At 69.8% G+C, this 21,629-nt stretch carries 17 protein-coding genes; 5 read left to right on the top strand and 12 right to left on the bottom strand.

Going from position 1 to position 21,629, the window contains the following annotated elements:
• Positions 1-26: 26 nt before the first annotated feature.
• The 9 genes from ACQ0O7_RS42905 to ACQ0O7_RS42865 form a co-directional block, all read right to left on the bottom strand.
• Positions 27-1,241: a hypothetical protein gene (locus ACQ0O7_RS42905; protein ID WP_430791676.1), complete on the bottom strand. Its 1,215-nt coding sequence runs from the start codon at positions 1,239-1,241 to the stop codon at positions 27-29.
• Positions 1,241-2,071: an ABC transporter permease gene (locus ACQ0O7_RS42900; protein ID WP_430791675.1), complete on the bottom strand. Its 831-nt coding sequence runs from the start codon at positions 2,069-2,071 to the stop codon at positions 1,241-1,243. The genes ACQ0O7_RS42905 and ACQ0O7_RS42900 overlap by 1 nt, the downstream gene beginning before the upstream one ends.
• Positions 2,068-3,063 (bottom strand): ABC transporter ATP-binding protein, encoded by a 996-nt coding sequence (locus ACQ0O7_RS42895; protein WP_430791674.1) that lies wholly within the window; start codon positions 3,061-3,063, stop codon positions 2,068-2,070. Before ACQ0O7_RS42895 ends, ACQ0O7_RS42900 begins: the two co-directional genes overlap by 4 nt.
• Positions 3,060-4,145, bottom strand: coding sequence for a glycosyltransferase family 2 protein (locus tag ACQ0O7_RS42890; RefSeq protein ID WP_430791673.1), 1,086 nt, complete (start codon positions 4,143-4,145; stop codon positions 3,060-3,062). The genes ACQ0O7_RS42895 and ACQ0O7_RS42890 overlap by 4 nt, the downstream gene beginning before the upstream one ends.
• Positions 4,146-4,204: 59 nt before the next feature.
• Positions 4,205-7,891 (bottom strand): DUF4082 domain-containing protein, encoded by a 3,687-nt coding sequence (locus ACQ0O7_RS42885; protein ID WP_430791672.1) that lies wholly within the window; start codon positions 7,889-7,891, stop codon positions 4,205-4,207.
• A 172-nt stretch (positions 7,892-8,063) separates the two neighbouring features.
• Entirely contained in the window at positions 8,064-8,327 is a 264-nt protein-coding gene (locus ACQ0O7_RS42880) for an acyl carrier protein (protein WP_430791671.1), read from the bottom strand.
• A 26-nt stretch (positions 8,328-8,353) separates the two neighbouring features.
• Positions 8,354-9,580 (bottom strand): pyridoxal-dependent decarboxylase, exosortase A system-associated, encoded by a 1,227-nt coding sequence (locus ACQ0O7_RS42875; protein ID WP_430791670.1) that lies wholly within the window; start codon positions 9,578-9,580, stop codon positions 8,354-8,356.
• Positions 9,577-11,097 carry an acyl-CoA ligase (AMP-forming), exosortase A system-associated gene (locus tag ACQ0O7_RS42870; protein ID WP_430791669.1) on the bottom strand — a complete coding sequence of 507 codons (1,521 nt, stop codon included), beginning with the start codon at positions 11,095-11,097 and terminating at the stop codon, positions 9,577-9,579. The genes ACQ0O7_RS42875 and ACQ0O7_RS42870 overlap by 4 nt, the downstream gene beginning before the upstream one ends.
• Positions 11,098-11,114: 17 nt before the next feature.
• Positions 11,115-11,948: a hypothetical protein gene (locus tag ACQ0O7_RS42865; RefSeq protein WP_430791668.1), complete on the bottom strand. Its 834-nt coding sequence runs from the start codon at positions 11,946-11,948 to the stop codon at positions 11,115-11,117.
• 350 nt (positions 11,949-12,298) lie between these two features.
• Between ACQ0O7_RS42865 and ACQ0O7_RS42860 the strand changes: the two genes are divergently transcribed.
• Positions 12,299-13,411, top strand: a complete 1,113-nt coding sequence (locus ACQ0O7_RS42860) for a hypothetical protein (RefSeq protein ID WP_430791667.1) — start codon at positions 12,299-12,301, stop codon at positions 13,409-13,411.
• 590 nt (positions 13,412-14,001) lie between these two features.
• On the opposite strand, the gene ACQ0O7_RS42855 is transcribed toward ACQ0O7_RS42860, so the two are convergent.
• Together ACQ0O7_RS42855 and ACQ0O7_RS42850 are read right to left on the bottom strand one after the other, a co-directional pair.
• The gene (locus ACQ0O7_RS42855) at positions 14,002-15,396 is read right to left on the bottom strand and encodes an O-antigen ligase family protein (protein WP_430791666.1); all 1,395 of its coding nucleotides are present in this window, start codon (positions 15,394-15,396) and stop codon (positions 14,002-14,004) included.
• Positions 15,397-15,405: 9 nt separating this feature from the next.
• Positions 15,406-16,326, bottom strand: a complete 921-nt coding sequence (locus tag ACQ0O7_RS42850; RefSeq protein ID WP_430791665.1) for a hypothetical protein — start codon at positions 16,324-16,326, stop codon at positions 15,406-15,408.
• Positions 16,327-16,730: 404 nt separating this feature from the next.
• On the opposite strand from ACQ0O7_RS42850, the gene ACQ0O7_RS42845 reads away from it, so the two are divergent.
• From ACQ0O7_RS42845 to ACQ0O7_RS42830, 4 genes are all read left to right on the top strand, one after another.
• Positions 16,731-17,990 carry a glycosyltransferase family 4 protein gene (locus ACQ0O7_RS42845; RefSeq protein WP_430791664.1) on the top strand — a complete coding sequence of 420 codons (1,260 nt, stop codon included), beginning with the start codon at positions 16,731-16,733 and terminating at the stop codon, positions 17,988-17,990.
• Complete coding sequence (locus ACQ0O7_RS42840; protein WP_430791663.1) at positions 17,987-18,820, top strand: glycosyltransferase; 834 nt, start codon at positions 17,987-17,989, stop codon at positions 18,818-18,820. The genes ACQ0O7_RS42845 and ACQ0O7_RS42840 overlap by 4 nt, the downstream gene beginning before the upstream one ends.
• The gene (locus ACQ0O7_RS42835; protein WP_430791662.1) at positions 18,820-19,479 is read left to right on the top strand and encodes a polysaccharide deacetylase family protein; all 660 of its coding nucleotides are present in this window, start codon (positions 18,820-18,822) and stop codon (positions 19,477-19,479) included. The genes ACQ0O7_RS42840 and ACQ0O7_RS42835 overlap by 1 nt, the downstream gene beginning before the upstream one ends.
• A 74-nt stretch (positions 19,480-19,553) precedes the next feature.
• Positions 19,554-20,330 (top strand): polysaccharide deacetylase family protein, encoded by a 777-nt coding sequence (locus ACQ0O7_RS42830; RefSeq protein WP_430791661.1) that lies wholly within the window; start codon positions 19,554-19,556, stop codon positions 20,328-20,330.
• Positions 20,331-20,481: 151 nt separating this feature from the next.
• Here ACQ0O7_RS42830 and ACQ0O7_RS42825 read toward each other — a convergent pair whose 3' ends face one another.
• Entirely contained in the window at positions 20,482-21,033 is a 552-nt protein-coding gene (locus ACQ0O7_RS42825) for a sugar O-acetyltransferase (RefSeq protein WP_430791660.1), read from the bottom strand.
• Positions 21,034-21,629 lie beyond the last annotated feature (596 nt).

Genomic DNA, 21,629 nt, shown 5'->3' with positions numbered 1-21,629 from the left:
ATCGAGCCGCGGACAGGCACACGGAACTAGCCGTACACCTCGTCCTCGATCGTCTCCCGGGTCACCCGCTTGGCCTCGTCCCACGGGGTGGCCCGGACGCTCGCCGCCACCACCCGCGGGGACGGTCCGTCGCCGGTGACCGCCGCACCGAGCGCCTCGGCCAGGCCGTGCGCGGTCGGATGCGCCCACCGGACGTACGGGTTGTCCAGGGTGACCTTGGCGTACTCGGATTCGGCCATCACCGGCACCACCCCGCAGGCCAGCATCTCGTCCGGCACCAGCGACAGGTTGGTGAACGACATGGCGATCCCGGCCGCGCACCGGTTGTAGAGTTCGGCCAGCCCGGCCGGGCTCAGCACCCCGTGGTTGACCGCCGGGAACGGCACCTCGACGGTGGGGTCGCCGAAGATGTGGATCGGCTGGTCCGGGTGCCGCCGGTGGAACTCGCGCAACGCCAGCAGCCCGAGCAGGAACCCGCGGCGGGGCACGTCCCGTTTGGCGTAGAAGACCACACCGGTGCGCGGGGCCGGGTTGCTCAGCCCGTACACCGCGGTGTCGATCCCGAAATTCGCCACCGCGGCCTGTACGCCGAACCGGTCCCGCAGCAGGTTCGCCAGCATCGGCCCGACGGTGATCGACCGGAACCCGAACCGGTAGGTGTCCTCGGCCAGCGCGTAGTGCGAGCCCTGCGGGTAGAAGAACGGCTCGAAGTCCTGGATGAAATACAGCCGCCGGGTGGGCAGGGCGGCCCGGGCGGCCAGGATGTGCGCGGTCTCCCAGGCCGACGCCACGTACGCGTCCAGGGGCTCCAGCCCGGCCGCCACCGACCGGATCTCGGCGCGCATCCCCGGCCAGTGCCGCCGGATCACCGCGATGTGCCGGTCCAGGTCACCGCGGAACGGATCGTAGAGGTAAAGCACGCAGGTGTGCCCGGCGGCCTCCATCCCCTCGATCATCCGGAAGAACGTGGTGTGCCCACCGGATCCGCCGCCGGGTGGCGAGCAGATCCAGCCGACGGTCAGCGGGGTGCCCCGGTCCGGGCGCCGTTCGGGTACGGCCGGGCGCAGGTCCCGCGAGTCGGCGACCAGGTCGAGGTCGAGCTGGGTCTCCAGTTCGGAGGCGCCCAGCCGTTTGTAGGCCACCCGGGCCACCCGTTGCGCGACGCCACGGACTCCGGACTCCCGCAGGAGCCGGACCGTCTCCCGGCGGCGCGCGTTGAGCCGGTTCAGGTCAGGACTCATCAGATACTCAGGATCCCCAGCCGGCGGGCCAGCCGTAGCGAACGGTCGAAGACGAACAGCCCGAGAGCGAACGTGACCAGGCAGAACACCGCCAGGATCAGGGTGGCCGCGAGCGGCGACAGTCCTTCGGAGGGCATGCCGGGGATCAGCAGCTGACGGACCGAGGAGATCACGTACGAGTGCGGCACCAGATAGCTGGCCCACCGGATCCACACCGGCAGCACCTCGATCGGGAACAGCGCCCCACCCAGCACCGACGCGGCCAGGCTGTACAGCATCACCACCGGCTCGCCCCGTTTGAACAGCAGGATGAAGCTGGCCGCGAACGAGCCGAGCGCGTTGCAGGCCAGGATGCCGAGGAAGAGCACCAGCAGCGCGGCCGGGATGCCGGCGGCGTGCACCGGGCCGCCGAGCAGCCCGCCGAGCGCCACCATCACACAGGCCAGCAGGGCGCCGGTGACACTGCGCCAGATGTTCATCGCGATCGGGATCAGCGCCCACGGCACCGGCTCGACCAGGTAGGTCTCCAGGGTGCCGCGTTCCATCGCGAAGTTGAGCCGGCTGGTCAGGCCGGTCAGCGCGTCCTGGAGGCCGGCGATCACCGCGGCGCCGATCAGCATGGTCATGAACAGTTCGTCGGTGATGGTGAGGAAGGTGCTCTGGAAGTAGTACAGCAGCACCGGGAACACCACGGCCAGGTAGCGCATGATCGTCGACGCCGGGAACATCCGCTCCTCGACGAGATCGATCCGGATGTACGCCTCCAGCGTGTCCTTGATCTTGGTGAACCGGCTGCGCTCATGAACCATCGACGGATACACGGAGGTCATGCCACGGTTCCCCGTTCGTAGACCCGGGCGATCAGGTCGCGCAGGGGCATCGGATGTTCACGCACGTGCCGGATCGACGCGGCCAGCGGGCCCAGCCGGGTCAGCAGCACACCGACCGGCTCGTCCCCGGCCAGCGGCACCCGTACCGAGGTGTCGTCCACGGCCGCGCCGGGCAGCAGGTCCGCGACCGCGTACGCGGTGGCCGGGCTGTCCAGGACGAACTCGACGACCGGCCGGTCCCATTCGCGGCGCAGGCTGTCCAGGTCGCCGGAGTATTTGACCCGGCCCCGGTCCATCAGCAGCGCGTGCGACTGCAACGCCTCGATCTCCTCCAGCCGGTGCGACGAGATCAGCACCGCCAGCCGCTCCTGCTTGACCAGGTCCATGATCAGGGTGAGCAGGCCGTGCGCGGCGATCGGGTCGACGGCCCCGGTCGGCTCGTCCAGGATCAGCGCGCGCGGGCCGGGCAGCATCGCCCGGGCCAGCCGCAGCCGGGCCCGCATGCCGGCCGACAGCCCGGCCACCACCGACTCGGTCTGCGGGGTCAGGTTCACCGTCTCCAGCACGTACGGGATCCGCTCGGCCAGCTCCTGCCGGGGCATGCCCTGGAGCCGGCCGTGCAGTTGCAGGTTCTCCTTGCAGGTGGCCCGCATCAGCAGGCTGCGGTCCTCGGACGGCATCCAGCCGACCACCTGGCGGACCTGTTCGGAGTCGCGTTCGGCGTCCAGGCCGAGGACGGTGGCGGTGCCGCCGGTGGAGGTGGTGAGGCCGACCAGGATCCGGAACAGGGTGGTCTTGCCGGCGCCGTTCGGCCCGACGATCGCGCAGATCTCCCCGGCCCGCACCGTGAGGTCGATGCCGTCCAGGGCCTTGACCGGCTCGGCCAGGTGCGAACGAGCGAAGATCCGCATCCAGTTGGGGGTGGGTTCGTAGAGTTTCGTCAGACCGGACAGGACGATGACGTCGTCGTTGTCCACGGGTGTGCTCGTCACAGTGACCGTACCGCCGGGGAGATGCCGGAGTGGCGCCAGCGACGCCATCCGAGGTGGAGCACCGCGCGGTCGCGCAGTGCGGTGACCGGAGCCGGGACGAGGGGTCCACGGCCGGACGAGTACCGCTCCCAGGAGCGCCACAGAGCGCTCTCCCGGATGGCCGGCCAGATCTCGGTGGCGAGTTCGGCGAGCCGGGCCAGCGCCGCGGTGTCCCCCGGGTCGCCGCCCCGTTCATAAGGGCGACAGGCCAGAATCAAGGACTCACGAGCCAGCGCCCGGTACGCGTCCGCACGGAGCCGATCCGGATCGGGCAACAGGTGGCCGTCCTCATCGAACAGGATCCGCAACGTCAGGTGCCGCTGCTCGATGTCGAGCACGTCGCCGGAGTACTCGCCAGTGTGCATGTTGGCCCCGTGCACCCGGTAGAACGCCTGGTCCACACCGTTGACCCGGCCGATCCCGCCGCGGGTGCCGGCCCGGAGCCACAGGTGGTAGTCGGCCGCGTGCGGGAGCCGGGTGTCGTACCCCACCAGGTCTTTCATGGTCGTCGCCCGCATCATCACCTCGGGCGTGTAGATCGGGTTGGTGGCGGTGCGGGTGACCGCGGCCACCCATTCCGGCCCGTCCCACACCGACCACGACCGCAGGGTGGCCCGCGGCTCGGGCGGGGTGCCGGTGAACCGGCGGGAGAAGCCGTAGACCAGGCCCACCTCGGGGTGCGCCCGCAGCAGCGCCGCCGACCGGGCGAGGGAGCCCTTGGCCAGCAGGTCGTCGGCGGAGAGCAGCACCACGTACTCCCCGGTGGCGGCGGCCAGGCCCTCGTTGTAGGTGGCGATGTGCCGCTTGTTGGTCTCGTGCGCGATCACGGTGACCCGCGGGTCCGCGGCGGCCAGCTCGCGGGCCACATCGGCGCTGCCGTCCGGTGAGCAGTCGTCGACGATCAGCGCGTCCACGTCGACCCGGTCGCTGTCGGCGAAGACGGTCGCCAGGCACTCAGCGAGGAAGTGCCCGTAGTTGTAGCAGGGGATGACGACGGTGACCCGGGGCCGGTCCGTCAGCGCTTGAGGGGTTTCCTTCCGCATGGGCTTCCTGTCGTCGGGTGGCCGGGCCGGCGCCTCGTCGCACCGGCCCGGGTCACCGGTCAGCTGTTCGGGATGAAGTACACGTCGACCCAGAAGTTGTGGTTGGACGCGTTGGCGGGGAATCCGCCGTCGTAGGTGAAGACACCACCGGCCGGCAGCACGTGCAGGGGCGCGTTGTCGTACCCGTTGGCGAACGCGTTCAGGTCGGCCGCGTAGTAGCCCTTGGTGGTGCGGTACGAGACGACGAACGTGGTGTCCGCCGCGATGTCGACAGGCGTGTCGAAGAGCATGGTCTGCCAGCCGGAGCCGGTCTCGTACTCGAACGTCCCGGAGGTGATCTCCTGGCCGCCGGCGGTCCACAGGGTGGCCCGGTGGCTGCCGGTGTTCTGGGTGCCCTTCCAGAACCGGACGCCGTGCACCTTGCCCGCGACGTCGGAGCGGAACTTCAGGCCGACCTCGATGGCCGAGTTGTCGTCGAAGTTCTCCACCGACGGGGTGTTCGCGCCGAGGATCGTCTGTGCTCCGGCCGGCGGGTCCGGCTGCTCCGCGGGCGGCGGCGGGCCGTCCGGCACGAACAGCGGATCCACCCAGTAGTTGGTGGCGCCGTAATAGGCCGTCGGGAGGGTGTCGCTGCCGTAGGCGTACACGCCGTTGGGCCAGGAGGGCGCGGTCATCGTCCGGTCCGGGGCGGTCCGGGCCTGGTCGAAGTAGCCGCCGTCGTGGGCGTAGTTCCCGTTCGGTGCCCAGTACGTGACGGTGTACGTGCTCCCGGCCGTCACGGTCACCGGTGTCGCGAAGTGCACCGACTGCCAGCCGGTCTCGGTCTCGGTGCCGAAGGTGGCCTTGCGCAGCAGGGCGTTGTCCGGCCCGTACAGCGTGCCGGTGTGCACTCCGGTGTTGCCCGGCCCCTTGTAGAACCGGACCCCGATCACCTTGCCGGCGACTGTCGGTTTGAACCGCATGCCGAGGGTGATCGCGTCACCGTCACCGGACGACGCGTTGGCCGGCACGGCGTCCGGGGCGAACATCGTGGACACCTGGTCGTACGGCGTGGTGGTGAACGTCCACTCGACCGGGGCGCTGGCGGCGCCCTGCTGGTCCTGGGCGGTGACCCGGGCCGTGTAGGTGACGGCGGTGTTCAGGTCGGCGGCCGGGTCGAACGTCGCCGACCGGGTGTCGGCGTCGTAGTCGACCGAACCGGCGACGGGTGTGCCGTCCGGGCGTTTCAGGGTGAACTGGATGCTGGACGGGTTGAGCGGCTTGGAGAAGACCGCCACCGGCTCGGAGTCCAGTGGCACGCCGATCTCGCCCTCCTCCGGTGACGAGGTGAGCACCACCGGTGCCGCGGTCTCCCCGTCGACGAAGGTGACGTCGACGTAGTAGTTGGCGTCCACCGACGACTCGACCACCGGGAAACCCTTGCCGGAGCGGAAGACGCCGTTGCTGCCGGCCGCCGCGCCGCGGGGTGCGGTCAGCGGTCCGGACACCCAGTCGGCGGCGCTGAAGAACCGCTCGTCGGCGGCGTACCGGCCGTTGGGCGCGTGGTAGCCGACCACGTACGTGGTGTTCTTGGTGACTTTCAGGGGTTTGGTGAATTTGAGCCGTTGCCAGCCGGTGCTGGTCTCGTTGGTGAAGGTACCGGTGCGCAACTGCTCACCGGACTCGGTCCAGACGGTGCCGGTGTGCGTGCCGGTGTTGCCGGCGCCCTTGTAGAACCGCACGCCGGTGACGGTGCCGTCGGTGGTCGGGGTGAACCGGGTGCCGAGGGTGACCGACGAGCCGTCGTCGGCGACCGGCACCTGCGGCACCCGCCTGCCGAACAGCGTGCTCGGGCCGTCCAGGGCCAGGGGGAGCAGGTCGGTGCTGGTGCCGATGTTGCCGCTGTCGTCGACCGCGCGGGCCCGCAGCAGCTGCACGGCCGCGCCCTCGGCGTAGAACTCGTAGCTCCACGACGCGGTGCCGGTGGCCGGATGCCAGGTCTCGCCGTCGTCGGTGGAGACCTCGACCCCGGCGACCCGGCCGCCGCCCAGGTCGGTGGCGGTGCCCTCGACGGTCACCTTCGCGCCGTTGGTCACCGTGGTTCCGGCGGCCGGCGAGGTGAACGTGGCGGTCGGCGCGATGGCGTCGCCGGACTCGTCGGTGGCCACCAGGTGCGATTCCAGGGTGGCCGGCTGCACGCCCATGTCGGCGAAAAGGTTGACGGTGGCCTGCTGGATCACCGGGTCGGCCGGGGTGTCGTCGACGTTGCCGTCGTGTTCGGCGTCCAGGCCCCACGCCCACTGGATGGTGCCGGCGCCGAAGACCAGCGCGTCACTGGCCGTCTTGTGGAAGGTCAGGTGGTGGGTGGTCTCGCCGGGGGTGGTCTTCAGGCCGAAGTCCCGCAGGTATTCCGGGGCCGGGCCGGTGGTGGTGGAGAGCCGGATCAGGCCCTCCGGCCGGAATCCGTTGTCCAGGTCCTCGTCCGACTCGTAGCCGACGGTGTGCGCGGCCAGCTCCAGTTCCTGCCCGGCGCTCTGGGTGGCCGCGTCGGTGTGCCGCCAGAACCGGTTCCTGCCCTGCTCGGCCGGCACGGTCAGCGGCAGGTCGGTGTTGTTCGACATGTACGCGGTGCCGGTCAGCGCGTTCTCCGGCTGCCCGCCGCCACTGGCCGGCGGGGTGAACCGGGGATCACGCCAGGTGCCGGTCCACTCGGCGGACGGGTCGATCTTGTTGCCGGCCCAGGTCTCCTTGTAGCAGACCAGGGTCCGGTTGGGCGTGTTGGAGCCCTCCACGCTGGGCTCCCAGCGGGTCCGCCAGTAGACCTCGTTGCCGCTGAAGAACGCCAGGTGCACCCCGGCGTCCCGGGCCGCCTCGACGTTGGCGCGCTGCGGGCCGGACCAGTACTCGTCGTGGCCGACCGACAGGAACACCTCGTGGTTCCGGATCAGGTTGCCGCGGATGTCGGCGTCCAGGTCGGTGAAGTAGCTGACGTCGTACCCGTTGCGCTCGATGAACCGCAGCATCGGGTACTCGTTGGCGAACAGGTAGTCGCGCCCGTACGCCAGGCCGCGCGTCTCGTACGGCCGGTTGTAGCTGACCTTGAGCGCCCGGCCGAGTGCCCCACCCCAGTAGAAGTTCGAGCCGCCGTACGTGTTGTACGCCTGCCAGGTCGCGTCCGAGGTCTTGAAGTAGAGCTTCGACGTGCTGGCGTCGTTGCGCACCACGAACGGCACCTGGCTGGTGTCGCCCTTGTTGTCGCCCTCGGCGGTGACCGTCAGTTTGGCGATGAAGATGCCGGAGACGGTGTTCTGCGGCACCGCCCAGGTGGCCGAGACCGCCCAGTTCCCGCAGTCGTAGATCTCGGTGCTCGCGTCGGTGACGCAGTTCTCCGGCTGGGGCGCGCCCAGCGGGGGTGAGAAGGTGTCGAGGCGGCGGGCGCCGTCCCCGTCGTACCAGCCCAGGCGGTAGATCTCGATCTTGTATGCCGCCACAGCCTTGATCTTGAACTGGACCTGCTGCCCGACGTTGACGCTGCTCTCAGTGGTGAAGCCCTGGATCGTGTCGTCGCCCGCGCCCCAGATGTCGTCCCACTCGTCGGAGGAGACGCCGTCCTTGCTGTTCTCGCAGACGATCGGATTGACCGGGTTCACGCACGGATCGGCGGCGTAGGCGGGTGCTCCGCCCACGCCGCCGGTGGTGAGCATCAGCACCACACAGCTGGTGACCGCCGCCGCGGTCTTCCACACGGTTCTGGCGCGGCGCGACATCACCGCTTCCACTCCCCCACGATTGCCCCCTGTATAAGAAGAAGCGAATAACTCCCGATGACGGCCAGACGCTAACGGGAGCCAGGCACCACGGCATCGCTCGTCCATCCCCATTGGACGACCGACAGTCGCCGCCGTTTCACCCTTTCGGGGGAACGATCAAGATGGACGGTCAGGCCCGCTTCACCTGGACGAACTCCGCCAGGCTGCCGAGCGTCTCGAAGAGTTCGGCGGTCACCTCGTCATCGTCGACGACGATCCCGAACCGCTCCTCCAGACCGGCGACGATCTCCAGCACGGCCATCGAGTCGAGCTCGGGCAGGCCGTCCAGCAGCGGGCTGGACGCGGTCAGCGAGCCGGCCCGGTCCTCGATGCCGAGAGTCGTGACGAGCAGGTCCCGCACCTCGTCCAGGTTCTCCGCACTGGTGACGCTCACGTTGGTTCCTTCCGGTCGTTCGGGTTTCACAACAGCACTTCGGCCGGGGCCGGGTGCCCGAGGAAGGCGGTCGGGCTCGCGGTGAGCCCGTACGCGCCGGCCTGGAACAGCACGATCAGGTCGCCGGCGCCGGCCCGGGGCAGCGACACGTCCTTGCCGAGCAGGTCGAGCGGGGTGCACAGACAGCCGACCACGGTCACCGTCTCGTCCGGATCACCGTCGATGCGCTCCGCCACCCCGATCGGATAGTTGCGCCGGATCACCTGGCCGAAGTTGCCGGACGCGGCCAGCTGGTGATGCAGGCCGCCGTCGACGACCAGGTAGGTGGTGCCGCGCGACTCCTTGCGGTCCACCACCCGGGTCACGTAGACACCGGCCTCGCCGACGATGTAGCGGCCCAGCTCGACCGCGATCCGTGCCTGCGGCAGCCCGGCCCGGATCGGCCCGGCGACCAGGTCGGCGAGGTTGGCGCCGACGGCCGCGAGATCGAGTTCAACATCCTTGTCGTGGTACGGGATACCGAAGCCCCCGCCGAGATTGAGGTACCGCACCGGCAGGGGCGACTCCCCGGCCAGCCGCACGGCCAGTTCGACGGTCCGGCGCTGGGCCTCGATCAGGCTGTCCGCGTAGAGGTTCTGCGAACCGGCGAAGATGTGGAACCCGAGGAAGTCCAGATCGGCCCGTTCCAGGTCCTTCAGCAGCGCCGGCACCCGCTCGCAGTCCACCCCGAACTGCTGCGGGCCACCGCCCAGCCGCATGCCGGAGCCCTTGACCGCGAAGTCCGGGTTGACCCGAACCGCAACCCGGGGTCGCACTCCCAACGCCCGGCCCAGCGCCCCCGTTCGCTCCGCCTCGCTCTCCGACTCCATCTCGATCGTCACCCCGGCGGCGATCGCCTGGCGCAACTCGGCGTCGGTCTTGCCCGGCCCGGCGAAACTGATCCGGTCCGGGGGCACCGTGGTGTCCAGCGCCGTCCGCATCTCCAGCGCCGACGCCACGTCCAGGCCGTCGACCAGCCCGGCCAGGTGCTGCACCACGGCCGGCATCGGGTTCGCCTTCACCGCGTAACTCAGCTTGACCTGGTCCGGCAGCGTGGCCCGCAGCAGTGCGATCCGGTCGGTGAGCAGCTGCCGGTCGTACGCGAAGAAGGGTGTCGAACCGACCCGCTCGGCCAGCCGGTCCACCGGCACCCCGCCGACGCTGAGCCGTCCGTCCTGCCGGCCGAAGGCGGCCGCCGTCGAATGAGTGGTCACGCGGTCAGCTCCTGGCGGATCAGAGTGCGGTCGAACTTGCCGTTCGGGGATCGGGGCAGACCGGGCCGCACCACGATCTCGCGGGGCACCATGTAGAGCGGCAGCTCCCGCTTGAACACCGCGGTCAGCGCGGCCGGATCCAGCTCGGCGCCGTCCGGCGGGCTGGCCACCAGCACCACCTTCTGGCCCAGGGTGTCGTCCGGCAGGCCCAGCGCGACCGCGTCGCCGACCAGGCCGCTGTCGTACGCCACCTCTTCGATCTCGGTCGGGCTGACCCGGTAGCCGGACGTCTTGATCATGTCGTCGGCGCGGCCCACGAAGTAGAGGAAGCCGTCCGCGTCACGGATCACCGTGTCCCCGGAGAAGACCACGATCTCCGGTACGAGCCGGCCCTCCCGCCCCGGCAACGGCCGGAACCGTTCGGCGGTGCGCTGCGGATCGTTCCAGTAGCCGAGCGCCACCAGGGCGCCCCGGTGCACCAGCTCGCCCTCCTCACCCGGGTCGGTAGGGGTGCCGTCCGGGCGCAGCACCAGGATCTCGGCGTTGGGAATGGCCTTGCCGATCGAGTCCGGGCGGCGGTCCACCTCGGCCGGATCCAGATAGGTGCTGCGGAAGGCCTCGGTCAGCCCGTACATCAGGAAGGGTCTGGCTTGTGGGAAGTGCCCGCGCAGCGTCTCCAGAGTGGCCTTCGGCATCCGGCCGCCGGTGTTGGCGAAGTAGCGCAGGCTCCGGGTCGCCTCCTCGGTCCAGTTCTGCCCGGCCAGCTGCAGCCACAGCGGGGCGACACAGGTCAGGCCGGTCACCCGGTGCTTCGCACAGAGTTTCACCACGTCCCGGGCGAACAGGTAGTTCATCAGAACCACGTGCGCGCCGACGGTGAACGCGGTGGTCAACTGGCTGAACCCGGCGTCGAAACTGAGCGGCAGGGCGGCCAGCAGGACGTCGTCCGGGCGATTGCCGAGGTACGTGCTGACGCTCTCGCCACCGGCCAGCAGATTACGGTGCGACAGCACCACACCCTTCGGGCTGCCGGTGCTGCCGGAGGTGTAGAGGATGGCCGCCACGTCGACGTCCGGCCCCTGATGCGGGGCGTCGTCACCGGCCAGGTCGTCCCAGGACGGGTCGCCGATCACGATCACGTGCTCCACCGACTTGAGCTGCTCCAGCTCGTCGCGGATCAGCTCGTACCGCTCCGGCGTGGTGATCAGCACCCGGGCCGTGCAGTCGGCCAGGATGTGCCCCACCTGCTTCACCTTCGACAGCGGGTTGACCGGCACGAAGACCCCGCCGGCCGCCGAGACACCGAAGATCGCCTCGACCGTCTCCAGCCGTTTCTCGGCCCAGATCGCCACCCGCTCGCCCGGTCTCAGGCCCAGCCGGCACAGGCCGCCCGCGACCCGGGACATCCCCCGCCCGAGTTCCTCGTAGTCCAGCGTCCGGTCGCCGAAGGTCAGAGCGGGCGCGTCACCCCGGCGGGCGGCGGCGTCCGCGACGATCTCGTGCAGTCTGGTGCGCATGGTGCCTTTCGTATCCTTTACCAGTTGAGGCTGACCAGCTCGCTGTAGAGGTAGTCGACGTGCTCCGGGCCCAGCGAGTCGCTGCGGAACATCTTGCGGCGCGGTGCCGTGAGCCGCACCGACAGCGCCGGGCGGGGACCGGTCACCCGGGTCTCGGCCAGCGTCAGCGGCACCCCGTGGCGCAGCAGCAGATGGCCGTGGAAACGCCGGCGCATCCGCCGGAACGCCACCGGATCGCTGACGTGCAGGATCGAGGCGAACAGCGGCAGACCCTTACGGCGATCGCGGCGGTACGTCACCAGGCACGCCCCGTGGCGATCGGTCAGCAGCACGTGCCGGGCCGCCGGGGCATCCGCGTGATCCAGATAGCGGGCCAGGTCGGGGCCGGTCAGCGCGCGCCGGATCCGCTCCGGGTCGCTGGTGGCCCGGCCCGGCCACGGCAGGTTCGGGATCAGGGCGGTCGTGGTGTCCAGGAACCGGAACCCGAGCCGGGTGTTGATCGGCACCACGTTGCCGCTCGGCGACAGGTCGGTGAAGTGGTAGCCCGGCCGGGACAGCATCGTCTTCAGCAGCTTGAGGCCGTGGAAGCGGTACTCCGGGAGCACACACCAGGCGCCCAGGTTGCAGAACCGCTCGGTGCGCCCGCCGATCTCCCGCTCCGAGTAGAAGGCGAGCAGCGCGCCCACCACCGCACCGGAGTCGTCGGTAAGCATCAGCCCGTGGTCCGGGGCGTCCACCTTCCACGGCACGTCGACGGCCCGGATCCAGTCCTCGACGGGCACCCGGGAGTTGAGGTGGGTGTGCAGGAACTCGGCCACAGCCCTGATCTCGCCGCCGGTCACCGGCGTCACGCGGACACCCATCGTCAGGCCCTCGACCCGGTGCCGGTGGAACACACAAAGGTGGGGGTCAATGCGGATGTCCTTTCACCATCGGCGGTCCGTGGACCGTACCGCGCGGAATCCGCCCCCTTCGAGGACTGCCGGATTTCCGTCACTTGCCCGTGGGAACCCTTTCATCCGGTCCACAGCGGACGGAACCGACTGAACGGGTGGGAAAATGAGCCGATCGCGGCATCACTCTTGCGCACGGCGGCGGTGAATCCCTTTAGTGTTGTCGATCGGTGACCGTTTCCAAGATCCGACCAGCTCCTCGGTCCCACCATTCAAGATCCGAATTGACGCCGGAGGGGACTAGCGTCGTGAACGATCCGAGAACACCCGGTGGACATCGACGCCGCCGCCGCTGGATACCCATCGCCGTGGTCGCCGCGGCGGTGCTCGCCGCGTCCGCCGGCGCCGCCGCCTACCGGCTCCGGCCGGCCTCGTCGACCGGAGCCGCCCCACCGCCCACCGCACCCACGGCCTCCACTCCGCCGGCCTCCGCTCCACCGGCGTCACCGCGGTCGACGCCGCCCTCCCTCGGCCCGGCCCCGGCGGTGCCACCGCTGAGCGCCAAACCGGCACCGTCCAGTCCCGCCCCCGCCGGCGGCGGCGGAAGTTGCGCACTCCCCGCCTACCCCACCCCGGCCTGCACCGGGGTGCCGGCCGGCTGGACCCCGCGCAAGACCGTCGACGGCGACCTGAAGATCACCAAGGCCGGCACCGTCATCGAGGACCACCTCGTGACCGGGAGCATCACCGTGCAGGCCGACAACGTGACGATCCGCAACACCCGGGTGTACGGCAAAGTCGACAACTTCATCGGCGACCGCATCTACGGCCCTCTGACCATGATCGGCTTGGAGGCGGTCAACCCGCCCGGCCAGGAGTTCACCACCAGCGGCGAATACGCGATCGGCACCGCCTCGTTCACCTGCCGCCGCTGCAAGATCGTGAACCGGATCGAGGGTTTCCGGGCCGGCGGCAGCGGCAGCGCCAACTTCGGCCCGATCCTGATCGAGGACTCGTTCGTGCAGCTGGCCGTGCCACCCGGCCTGTGCGCCAGCGAGGACCCGCACGGCGACGGCATCCAGGGCTACGGCGGCCCGCCGATCACCCTCCGCCACAACACCATCGACCAGCGCCTCGACGACTGCCCGACCGCCCCCGTCTTCATCCCCGCGGGCCAGGGCAACAACGGCGGAGCCATCGACGACAACCTGCTGGCCGGCGGCGGCTACTCGCTGCGCCTGACCGGCGGCCCGTTCACCTCGGTCACCGGCAACAAGATCGTCCAGGGCACCCCCGCGTACGGCCCGGTAGAGGTGACGTGCGGCGAAATCGACGAATGGTCCGGCAACGCCCTGGTCACCTATGACTGGGCCACCGGCCGCATCAAGAAGGAGGTAAAGAAGATCACCGAATGCGGCTAGCCCCGATGCCGCGGACATCCCGCACGGCCCTGAGACCGGGAGGCCACCGGGAACACCGACCCCATCGCGGGCCCATCACAGACCGTGTGGCGGACCGCATGGCGGACCGCGTCAGAAATCCTGCGGCACACCGTGTCACGCACCGTGCGGCACACCGTGTCACGCACCCTGTGGCAGACCTTGTCACGCACCGTGTCGCCGGCCCTGTGGCAGACCTTGTCGCGGAGGACCAGGTGGAAGCCCGTGGCGGAGGGCCACCGCCGGGCGCGAACCGAACCGGTGCCGCGACCAAACCCGAGCTGCGGTTTTCACCCCGGCCAGCGCACACACTGCCGGATCGGGTGCTCCCAACGGCATCCCGGGCCCGGCATACGCTCACGGGCCAGCGTGTGTGCGACGCCGCCGGGCCAGGACACCAAACCCCGCACACGAACCGGGAACCGTGCGCACCCAGCGGCCCCCGCCAACCGCGTGCCGACTTCCGGCGCATTTACCACCACAAGTCACCACACAACCGGCACCACCACACCCCGTGCCGACTTCCGGCGGGCGGGCCCCGGTCACCGGACGGGGCCGTACCGGCGGGTGGGTCAGGTTGGGGGTTTGCCGAGGATTCGGCGGACTGTGGAGGTTCGGACTGTTCGGCGGGGGTGGGTGAACCGCCAGACCGCGCCGCACAAACCCGACAACGCGGCCAGCGTGAACGCGAACGTGGTGAAGCCCAGCGAGTCGAAGGTGCCACCCACCACGATCGCCAGGACCTGGGTGGCGATCAGGGCCGCGCACAGGTGCCGGTCCTCCTCGGTACGGGAGCGGCGCAGGGCGATCGCGGCCAGCGCGATGCAGGTGATGTGCAGGGCCGCCAGTGCCAGGACGCCGATGATGCCGCCGGTGACCAGCGTGTAGAGCCACTGGTTGTCGAGGATGATGTACAGGTCGGGGATGAGGGTGCCGGGGCCGCGGCCCAGCCATGGGCGCTGGGAGAACCAGTGCGAGATGTATTCGTAGTCCTTGGTGCGCCCTTCGATGCTGGGGTCGGCGTCGACCCACAGGAACATCGATTTGAGGGTTCCGAGCAGGCCGGGCCGGACGACTGTCATGGCGCCGAGGACGGCGATCGTGATGACGCCCAGGTTGTAGCGGACCCGCCAGTTCCACGCAGTCACGAACATCACCAGGAAGGCGACGGCGAGGGCGACGACGCCGGTCCGGGAGATGGCGATCGGGATGGCGACCGCGATGGTCAGGGTGAGCACGGTGAACAGGGCGCGGCTGGCCCGGCTCTTGGCGAAGCGGGCGAAGTGCAGGCCGAACGGCACCGCCATGGCGAGTACGGTGCTGAACTCGATGTAGTGGGTGGCGGTGCCGGCCACCCGGAACAGGCCTTCGCCCCGTTTCTGGAAGTCGGCCAGGTCGGATTTGAGTTCGAGGCCGGGGACGACCAGGTGCTGGGCGACGTCGTACTCGAACAGTGATTGGATCAGCCCGACCGCGGCCATGAACGCGGCCGCCCAGACCAGCACCTGGATGACCTTGCGCAGGCGGGCCCAGTTGGCGATACCGTCGGCGGCCATCAGGATCAGGCCGAGGAACTGGAAGGTGATCAGGATGGTGAAGGTCTGGCCGTTGGCTTCCAGGGTGGGCAGGCCGCGCAGCATCCCGGCGATGCAGGACGCCAGGATCGACAGCAGGTAGAACAGGGCGGCCCAGCGCAGCGGCTGCGGGCCGATCATCAGCAGGGTGGGGCTCAGCCGGGCGAGTGCCCACCAGGCGAACAGGGCCAGGGCCAGCACCAGCGCGGGCCGGCCGGCGAAGGTCAGGCCGGGCACGATCAGGGTGGCCGGCAGCATGTAGAGCAGGCAGAGCAGCAGGCAGATGACGCCGGCCACGTCGAGGCGGACCCGCAGGCGCCGGGAGGTGTAGGTGCCGGGGGCGATCAGCGACGGTTCGAGATCGACCGGGTGGTGCAGCGTGGGTGCCGTCATGGCTGGTGCTCAGGAGCGGCGTGACTGGTGTGTCGAGGGCAGCACCACCGTCGAGTCCAGCGGGGCGTCGGCCGAGGCCCGCTGCCGGGGTGCGCGTTTGCGCTGGTCGTCGGGGCGGCGTTCGCTGCTGTAGACGTTGTTCTTGCGGGCCACCGGCGGCTTGATCACCTGGGTCTGTTCGCCGTAGGTCTCCTTGGACCCGTGCTCCGGCTCGGCAGGAGAGGCGGGCGAGGCCGGCGAGACGGACGAGGCAGGTGAGGCAGACGAGGCGGCAGCGGCCCCGACGACGGTGGCGGCGGCCTTGGCGGCCTTCCGCTCGGCCCGGCGGCGCAGCCAGTAGTCGAGGGCGATGGTGCACGCGGTGGTCAGCAGCACGCCCACCCCGGCGGCCACGATGAGCACCCGTTTCCGGGTGCCGCTGTCCTGCTCGGGGGCGCCACCGTCGTTGATCACCAGAGTGGTGATGGTGTCCTCTTCCATCGCCTTGTACTGCGTCTGTTTGGCCTGGATGTCGTCCTGCAGCATCTTGATGATCTTCTGCGTGGTGGCGGCGGCCTGTTCCCTGGTGTCGCCGACCACCTCGATCTCGAACAGCGGGGTGCGGTCGTTGAGGATGACCGTGATGCTGTCCGAGTAGCCCTCCTTGGCGAGCTGTTCGAGGGTGGTCGGGTTGGTGACGGTCAGCGAGGCGGCGTTGCCGAGGGCGGCGAATCCGAGGCCGAGCCACGGGTTGACCGGGCGGGGCTTGGCGTTCGGGTTGACCGGTTTGCCGCTGCTGGGCGCCGGGATCAGCTGCATGTAGCCCATCGACTTGTAGTCGGGTGACACGTTCTGGGCGGCCAGGACCACAGCCGCGACCGATGCCATGAGCAACGGGACGGCGAAATACCACCGGCGCAGCAGCAGCCGGGTGAGGTCCCACAGGTCCACGGTTTCCCTCTCGTCAACGGGTCGTTTCGCCGACCTCACGACGCGATTGGCGAGCCGGCAGCGCAGGGCCCAGTGTCTACCTGCGACCGATCATAGGCAACCGACCGGGAGGGCATCAGAAGACGGACAATCGGCGCCTGTCGCAAAGCCGACAAACTCATTCACATTCCACTGAGGACTCCTTTGTGGATCTTCAATTTACGTCAAAAGCCATCAATACCTGCGACTTGGGTACGGACATTTCTCACGTTCCCTGACGAGCACATGATTCCGGATTTACCCGCATCCGTGACATCCCCGGGAAACGTATGACGCAGGGCCGTCCGGACGGCCGGTTGCCGGTGCCCGTTCGATCCAGCACTGTCACTGCGTTCGGCGAGTGACCAAAGGAGACGGTCGAGACCATGCCCGGGAACCCACACGTCACGATCCTGATCGCCAACCTGCCCGCCGAACGGGACCGCCGGGTCATCCGGGAGTGCCTCACCCTGGAGGAGAAGGGGTTCGACGTCACCGTCATCGCACCCCGTGGTGACAAGAGCCTGCGTGTGCTGCCGGGCAGCCGGAACACCCGGCTCAAGCCGTACCCGGTGAAGATCTACGGCAGTGGGGTGCTGACCTTCGCCGTCGAGTTCGCCTGGTCCTTCCTCTGCATCGCGGTCCGGCTGATCGGCGAGGTGCTGGCCGGGCGCGCCCACGCCGTCCAGGTCTGCAACCCGCCGGACGTCTACTGGCCGCTCGCCCTGCTGCTGCGCGCCATCGGCCGGCCGTGGGTCTTCGACCACCACGACCTGTGCCCGGAGGTGTACGCCTCCCGGGTCGGGGCCGGCCAGACCCCGAACCGGTGGGCGATGCGCCTGCTCGTCGCCATGGAATGGCTCACCCTGCGCACCGCCACCGAGGTGGTCGCCACCAACGAGTCGTTCAAGGCCAACGCGGTCCGGCGCGGTGTCGACCCGGACAAGGTGACCGTGGTCCGCAACGGCCCGGCCGCCCGGGAGATCTCCTCCGGCGACACTCCGGACGACGGCCTGCACCGCATCGTCTACCTGGGCGTCTTCGGCCCCCAGGACAACGTCGAAGGGGTGGTGTCGGCGGCCGCCGAGCTGGCCCGCCGGCGCGGCCGGGACGGCTGGAAGGTGATCCTGGCCGGGGACGGCGAGAGCATGCCGTCGGTCCGCCGGCTGATCACCGAACTCGGTGTCGGGGACGTCGTCGAACTCACCGGCTGGCTGGACGGGCCGGCCGTCGACACCCTGCTGCGCGAAGCCACCGTCGCCGTCCAGCCCGACCTGCCGACCCGGATGAACGACCTGTCGACGATGGCGAAGACCGTCGAGTACGTGGGCCGTGGCCTGCCGGTGATCGCCGCCGACCTGACCGAGACCCGGGCCACCCTGGGCGACGCCGGGGCGTATGTGCCGGCCGGCACCCCGGAGGAGTTCGCCGAGGCGATCGACGCACTGCTCGACGACCCGGACCGGCGGCGGCAGATGAGCAAGCTCGGCCGCGAACGGTTCCTCGGACTGCTCTCCTGGGAGCACCAGGCCGGGCCGTACGCCGCGGTCTTCCAGCGTCTCCTCGCCAAACGCCTGCCGGTGCGCGTCCCCCGGCAGCGGACGGCCGCCGACGACACCGCCCGGACCGGAGAGAAGCAGGGATGACCAGCGTCGTCATCGCCGCCCACAACGAGGCGGCGGTCATCGGGCGCTGCCTGGACGCGCTCCTGGACGGGGCCGCGCCCGGCGAGTTCGACATCACCGTGGTCGCCAACGGCTGCACCGACGACACCGTCGCGGTGGCCTCGTCCCGGCCCGGGGTCCGGGTGCTGGACCTGCCGGTGGCCGGGAAGACCGGGGCGCTGAACGCCGGCGACGACGTGGCCGTCGGATTCCCCCGCGTCTACCTGGACGCCGATGTGGTGCTGACCGGCGCGGCGGTCCGGTCGCTGGCCACCGCCCTGGAAGCGGCGCCGGCCGCCACCGTCGGCCGGGAACTCGACGTCACCGGGCGGCCGGTGCTGGTCCGCGCCTACTACGCGATCCACGGGCGGCTGCCGGTGCTGCGGGACGGGCTGTTCGGGCGGGGCGTGGTGGCGGTGTCGGAGAAGGGACGGGCCCGGTTCGGCCGGTTCCCCGAACTGGTCGCCGACGACCTCTACCTCGACTCCCAGTTCAGTCGCGAGGAGAAGGCGCACCTGGACGCGTACACCTCGATGATCTCGACCCCGCGCCGCACCGCCGACCTGGTCCGCCGCCTGGTCCGGGTCCGGGCCGGCAACACCGCGATGCGCGCGGCCGCCGCCCGCGGTGAGATCACCGTCGGAGTCCGGGCCGCCGACCGCTCGTCCTGGCTGCGGGACGTGGTGCTCCCCCACCCCTGGCTGGCCCCGGCCGCGGTCTGCTACGTCGCGATCACCGCGCTGGCCGCCTGGTCGGCACGCCGGGCCACCCCCGCGGACGCCTGGGCCCGCGACGAGTCATCGAGGACCTGATGAGCATCCTGAACGTCTGCTTCCACGGCATCGGCACCCCGGGACGGGAGCTGGAACCCGGCGAGGACCGCTACTGGATCAGCCCGGAACTGTTCGAGGCCGTCCTCGACGAGATCCGGGACTGGCCGGGGCTGCGGATCAGCTTCGACGACAGCAACACCTCGGACGTCGAGTACGGCCTGCCCGCCCTGCTCGACCGCGGGCTCACCGCCGACTTCTTCGTGCTCGCCGGCCGCCTGGACAGCCCGGGAAGCCTCGGCGACGACGAGGTGCGGCTGCTGCACCGGCACGGCATGACGATCGGCACCCACGGCATGCGGCACATCCCGTGGCGCGGCCTGTCCCCGGCGGAGGCCGACGAGGAACTGGTGGCCGCCCGGGAGATCCTCACCAAGGTCACCGGCGTCGACGCCGGCACGGCGGCGTGCCCGCTCGGCCGCTACGACCGCGAACTGCTCACCCGGATGCGGCGGCTCGGCTACACCCGCGTCTTCACCAGCGACCGCCGGCCGGCCCGCGGATCGTCCTGGCTCCAGCCGCGCTTCACCGTCCGTAACGATGACACTCCGCAATCGCTCCGTTCCGAGGCGATCACCGGGCCGGGCCTGCTCGGGCGCGCCAAGCTGGAGACGATCGGGCTGGTCAAGCGACTGCGCTGAGGCGCTTGACGTCATCTAGCAGGATCAGGTGGGTGTGGAATGCGAGGCTCGTTCGTGCGCTGTCGGTAACCGGAGTGGTCCTGACGTTGGCCGCCTGCTCGACCCCGGCGCCGCCGGACTGGGTGTCACCCGCCCCATCGGCGTCGTCGTCCGGCCCGGCCGAGTCCACCGCGACCACGAACGCCGACCGGTCCGCACTGCGCGCCAGACACGGCATCCCCGATTTCGCCGACCCGCCCACCCCGCAGCCGATCACCCTGGCCGGCGGCGATTCCGTCGAATATCTGCACCGCATTCCGACCGATCAGAAAGTGGCGTTCCTGACCATCGACGACGGCTACCTGAAACTGCCGGAGGCGCAGGAACTGATCGCCGCCGCCGGCGTTCCGGTCACCCTCTTCCTGACCACCGACGCGATCAAGGACGACCCGGATTACTTCCGGCCGATGGTGGACGCGGGAGCCGTCGTCGAATCACACACCATCAGCCATCCGAACATGCGCGGCAAGTCCTTCGAATTCCAGAAGAAACAGATCTGCGGCTCGTCCGACAAGCTGGAGAAATGGTTCGTCCGGCGGCCCACCCTGTTCCGCCCGCCCTACGGCAACAAGGACGCCACCACGCTGCGGGCGGCCAAGGCCTGCGGGATGACCGCGGCCTTCATGTGGACCGAGACCGTGCACAAGGGGAAGGTGCGCTATCAGGGCCCCAAGGGGGTGAAGCCGGGCGACATCATCCTGATGCATTTCCGGGAGGCGTTCCGGGATGATTTCGTCTCCGCTCTCAAGGCCATTCACCGGGCCGGGCTGACTCCGGCCTCCCTTCAGGATTACATGCCCGCTTCCGATTAGCACCCGGCCCGAAACGTCAGAACCGTTCCTTCTGGTACGGGATTATCCGTTCGTCGCCGGATATCGGGGTGCTGTGGCTACCGCGCGCGGTCGCATGTGGTTTCGGCCTTCGGCGCGGGTTCCGGGCTTATGCGAGCTTGACGGCCGGCGGTCAGCTTTCGGGGATCCGTTTCCGTGTGATGTGGCTTGAGCCGGTCACCACGCTCATCGGGGGGACGTCCGTGGCCACTGTGGTGCCGGCACCCACTGTTGAACCATGGCCGATGGTGACGCCCGGGGTGATGGTGACGGCGGCACCGATCCAGACGTCGTCCTCGATGACTATCGGGGCGTGGGTGAGGTAGTCGAAGCGTTCGCTGGGGTCCACCGGGTGGCCCGCCGTGGTCAGGGTGACCCGGGGGCCGATCAGGACCCGGTCGCCGATGGTGATGCCGCCGAAGTCGAGCAGGTAGCAGCCCTGGTTGATGAACACCCGGTCACCGAAGGTCGTGTGCAGACCGTAGTCGCAGTGGAACGGCGGCAGAACGGTCAGCGAGTCCGGAACCGACCGTCCGAAGATCTCGGCGAGCAGCCCACGGCGACCGTCCAGATCGTCGAACGACAGCGCGTTCAACCGCGCCGTCAAACCCATCACCACGTCGACCCGCCGGGCAAAGGCCCGCGACTCGAACGTCCGAGTCGACAGGCGCTGCTCGTCACGCATCCACCCATGCTGCCACCCCCACCCCCAACCCCAACCCCCGTCACCCCATGCCCGTCACCCAATGCCCGTCACCCAATGCCCGTCACCCAATGCCCGGTGGTCGGTGCCCTGCGCCCGGCGCCCGGCGCCCGGCGCCCGATACCGGTGCCCGATGCCCGGTGGCCGATGGCAGATGCCCGATGGCCGGTGCCCGATGGCCGGTGCCCGGTGGCCGGTGCCCGGTGGCCGGTGCCCGGTGGCCGGTGCCCGGTGGCCGGTGCCCGGTGGCCAGTGGCCGGTGGCCGGATTGAGCCTCTCTCCTCAGCCGCAGTCGGTCCCTCGTGCTGGCGCCACTTAACCACGATCGTAATTGTTTATGCCGCAATGCACCTTATTTCGGTCGCCAGAAACCTTTGCAGCGATCCCGTACAGGGGCCATCCTCGCCCAACTACACAGATCTTGGAGGATTTTCCCCCGCCTGGTCACGTCCACCGAAGTGGTGTATGACCTGGACTTTCCGGGATGAACGAGGCGGCCACCGCAGATCCTTCGGATTGTTCGAAGATCACGAAGGAGAGACCTGCGATGGCCGCAGAACCGAGTTTGGACCTTGCCG

The organism is Actinoplanes sp. G11-F43, from assembly GCF_050589265.1.
Lineage (GTDB): Bacteria > Actinomycetota > Actinomycetes > Mycobacteriales > Micromonosporaceae > Actinoplanes.
Note: the sequence above shows the minus strand (reverse complement) of the source record. Positions and strands in the feature narration are given on the sequence as shown.

What these genes read in the sequence shown, in the direction of transcription:
- ACQ0O7_RS42845 (WP_430791664.1), top strand. Translation starts at nt 16,731, where the DNA reads ATGCCCGGGAACCCACACGTCACGATCCTGATCGCCAACCTGCCCGCC.
- ACQ0O7_RS42885 (WP_430791672.1), bottom strand. Translation starts at nt 7,891, where the DNA reads ATGTCGCGCCGCGCCAGAACCGTGTGGAAGACCGCGGCGGCGGTCACC.
- ACQ0O7_RS42825 (WP_430791660.1), bottom strand. Translation starts at nt 21,033, where the DNA reads ATGCGTGACGAGCAGCGCCTGTCGACTCGGACGTTCGAGTCGCGGGCC.
- ACQ0O7_RS42870 (WP_430791669.1), bottom strand. Translation starts at nt 11,097, where the DNA reads ATGCGCACCAGACTGCACGAGATCGTCGCGGACGCCGCCGCCCGCCGG.
- ACQ0O7_RS42835 (WP_430791662.1), top strand. Translation starts at nt 18,820, where the DNA reads ATGAGCATCCTGAACGTCTGCTTCCACGGCATCGGCACCCCGGGACGG.
- ACQ0O7_RS42840 (WP_430791663.1), top strand. Translation starts at nt 17,987, where the DNA reads ATGACCAGCGTCGTCATCGCCGCCCACAACGAGGCGGCGGTCATCGGG.
- ACQ0O7_RS42900 (WP_430791675.1), bottom strand. Translation starts at nt 2,071, where the DNA reads ATGACCTCCGTGTATCCGTCGATGGTTCATGAGCGCAGCCGGTTCACC.
- ACQ0O7_RS42890 (WP_430791673.1), bottom strand. Translation starts at nt 4,145, where the DNA reads ATGCGGAAGGAAACCCCTCAAGCGCTGACGGACCGGCCCCGGGTCACC.
- ACQ0O7_RS42855 (WP_430791666.1), bottom strand. Translation starts at nt 15,396, where the DNA reads ATGACGGCACCCACGCTGCACCACCCGGTCGATCTCGAACCGTCGCTG.
- ACQ0O7_RS42905 (WP_430791676.1), bottom strand. Translation starts at nt 1,241, where the DNA reads ATGAGTCCTGACCTGAACCGGCTCAACGCGCGCCGCCGGGAGACGGTC.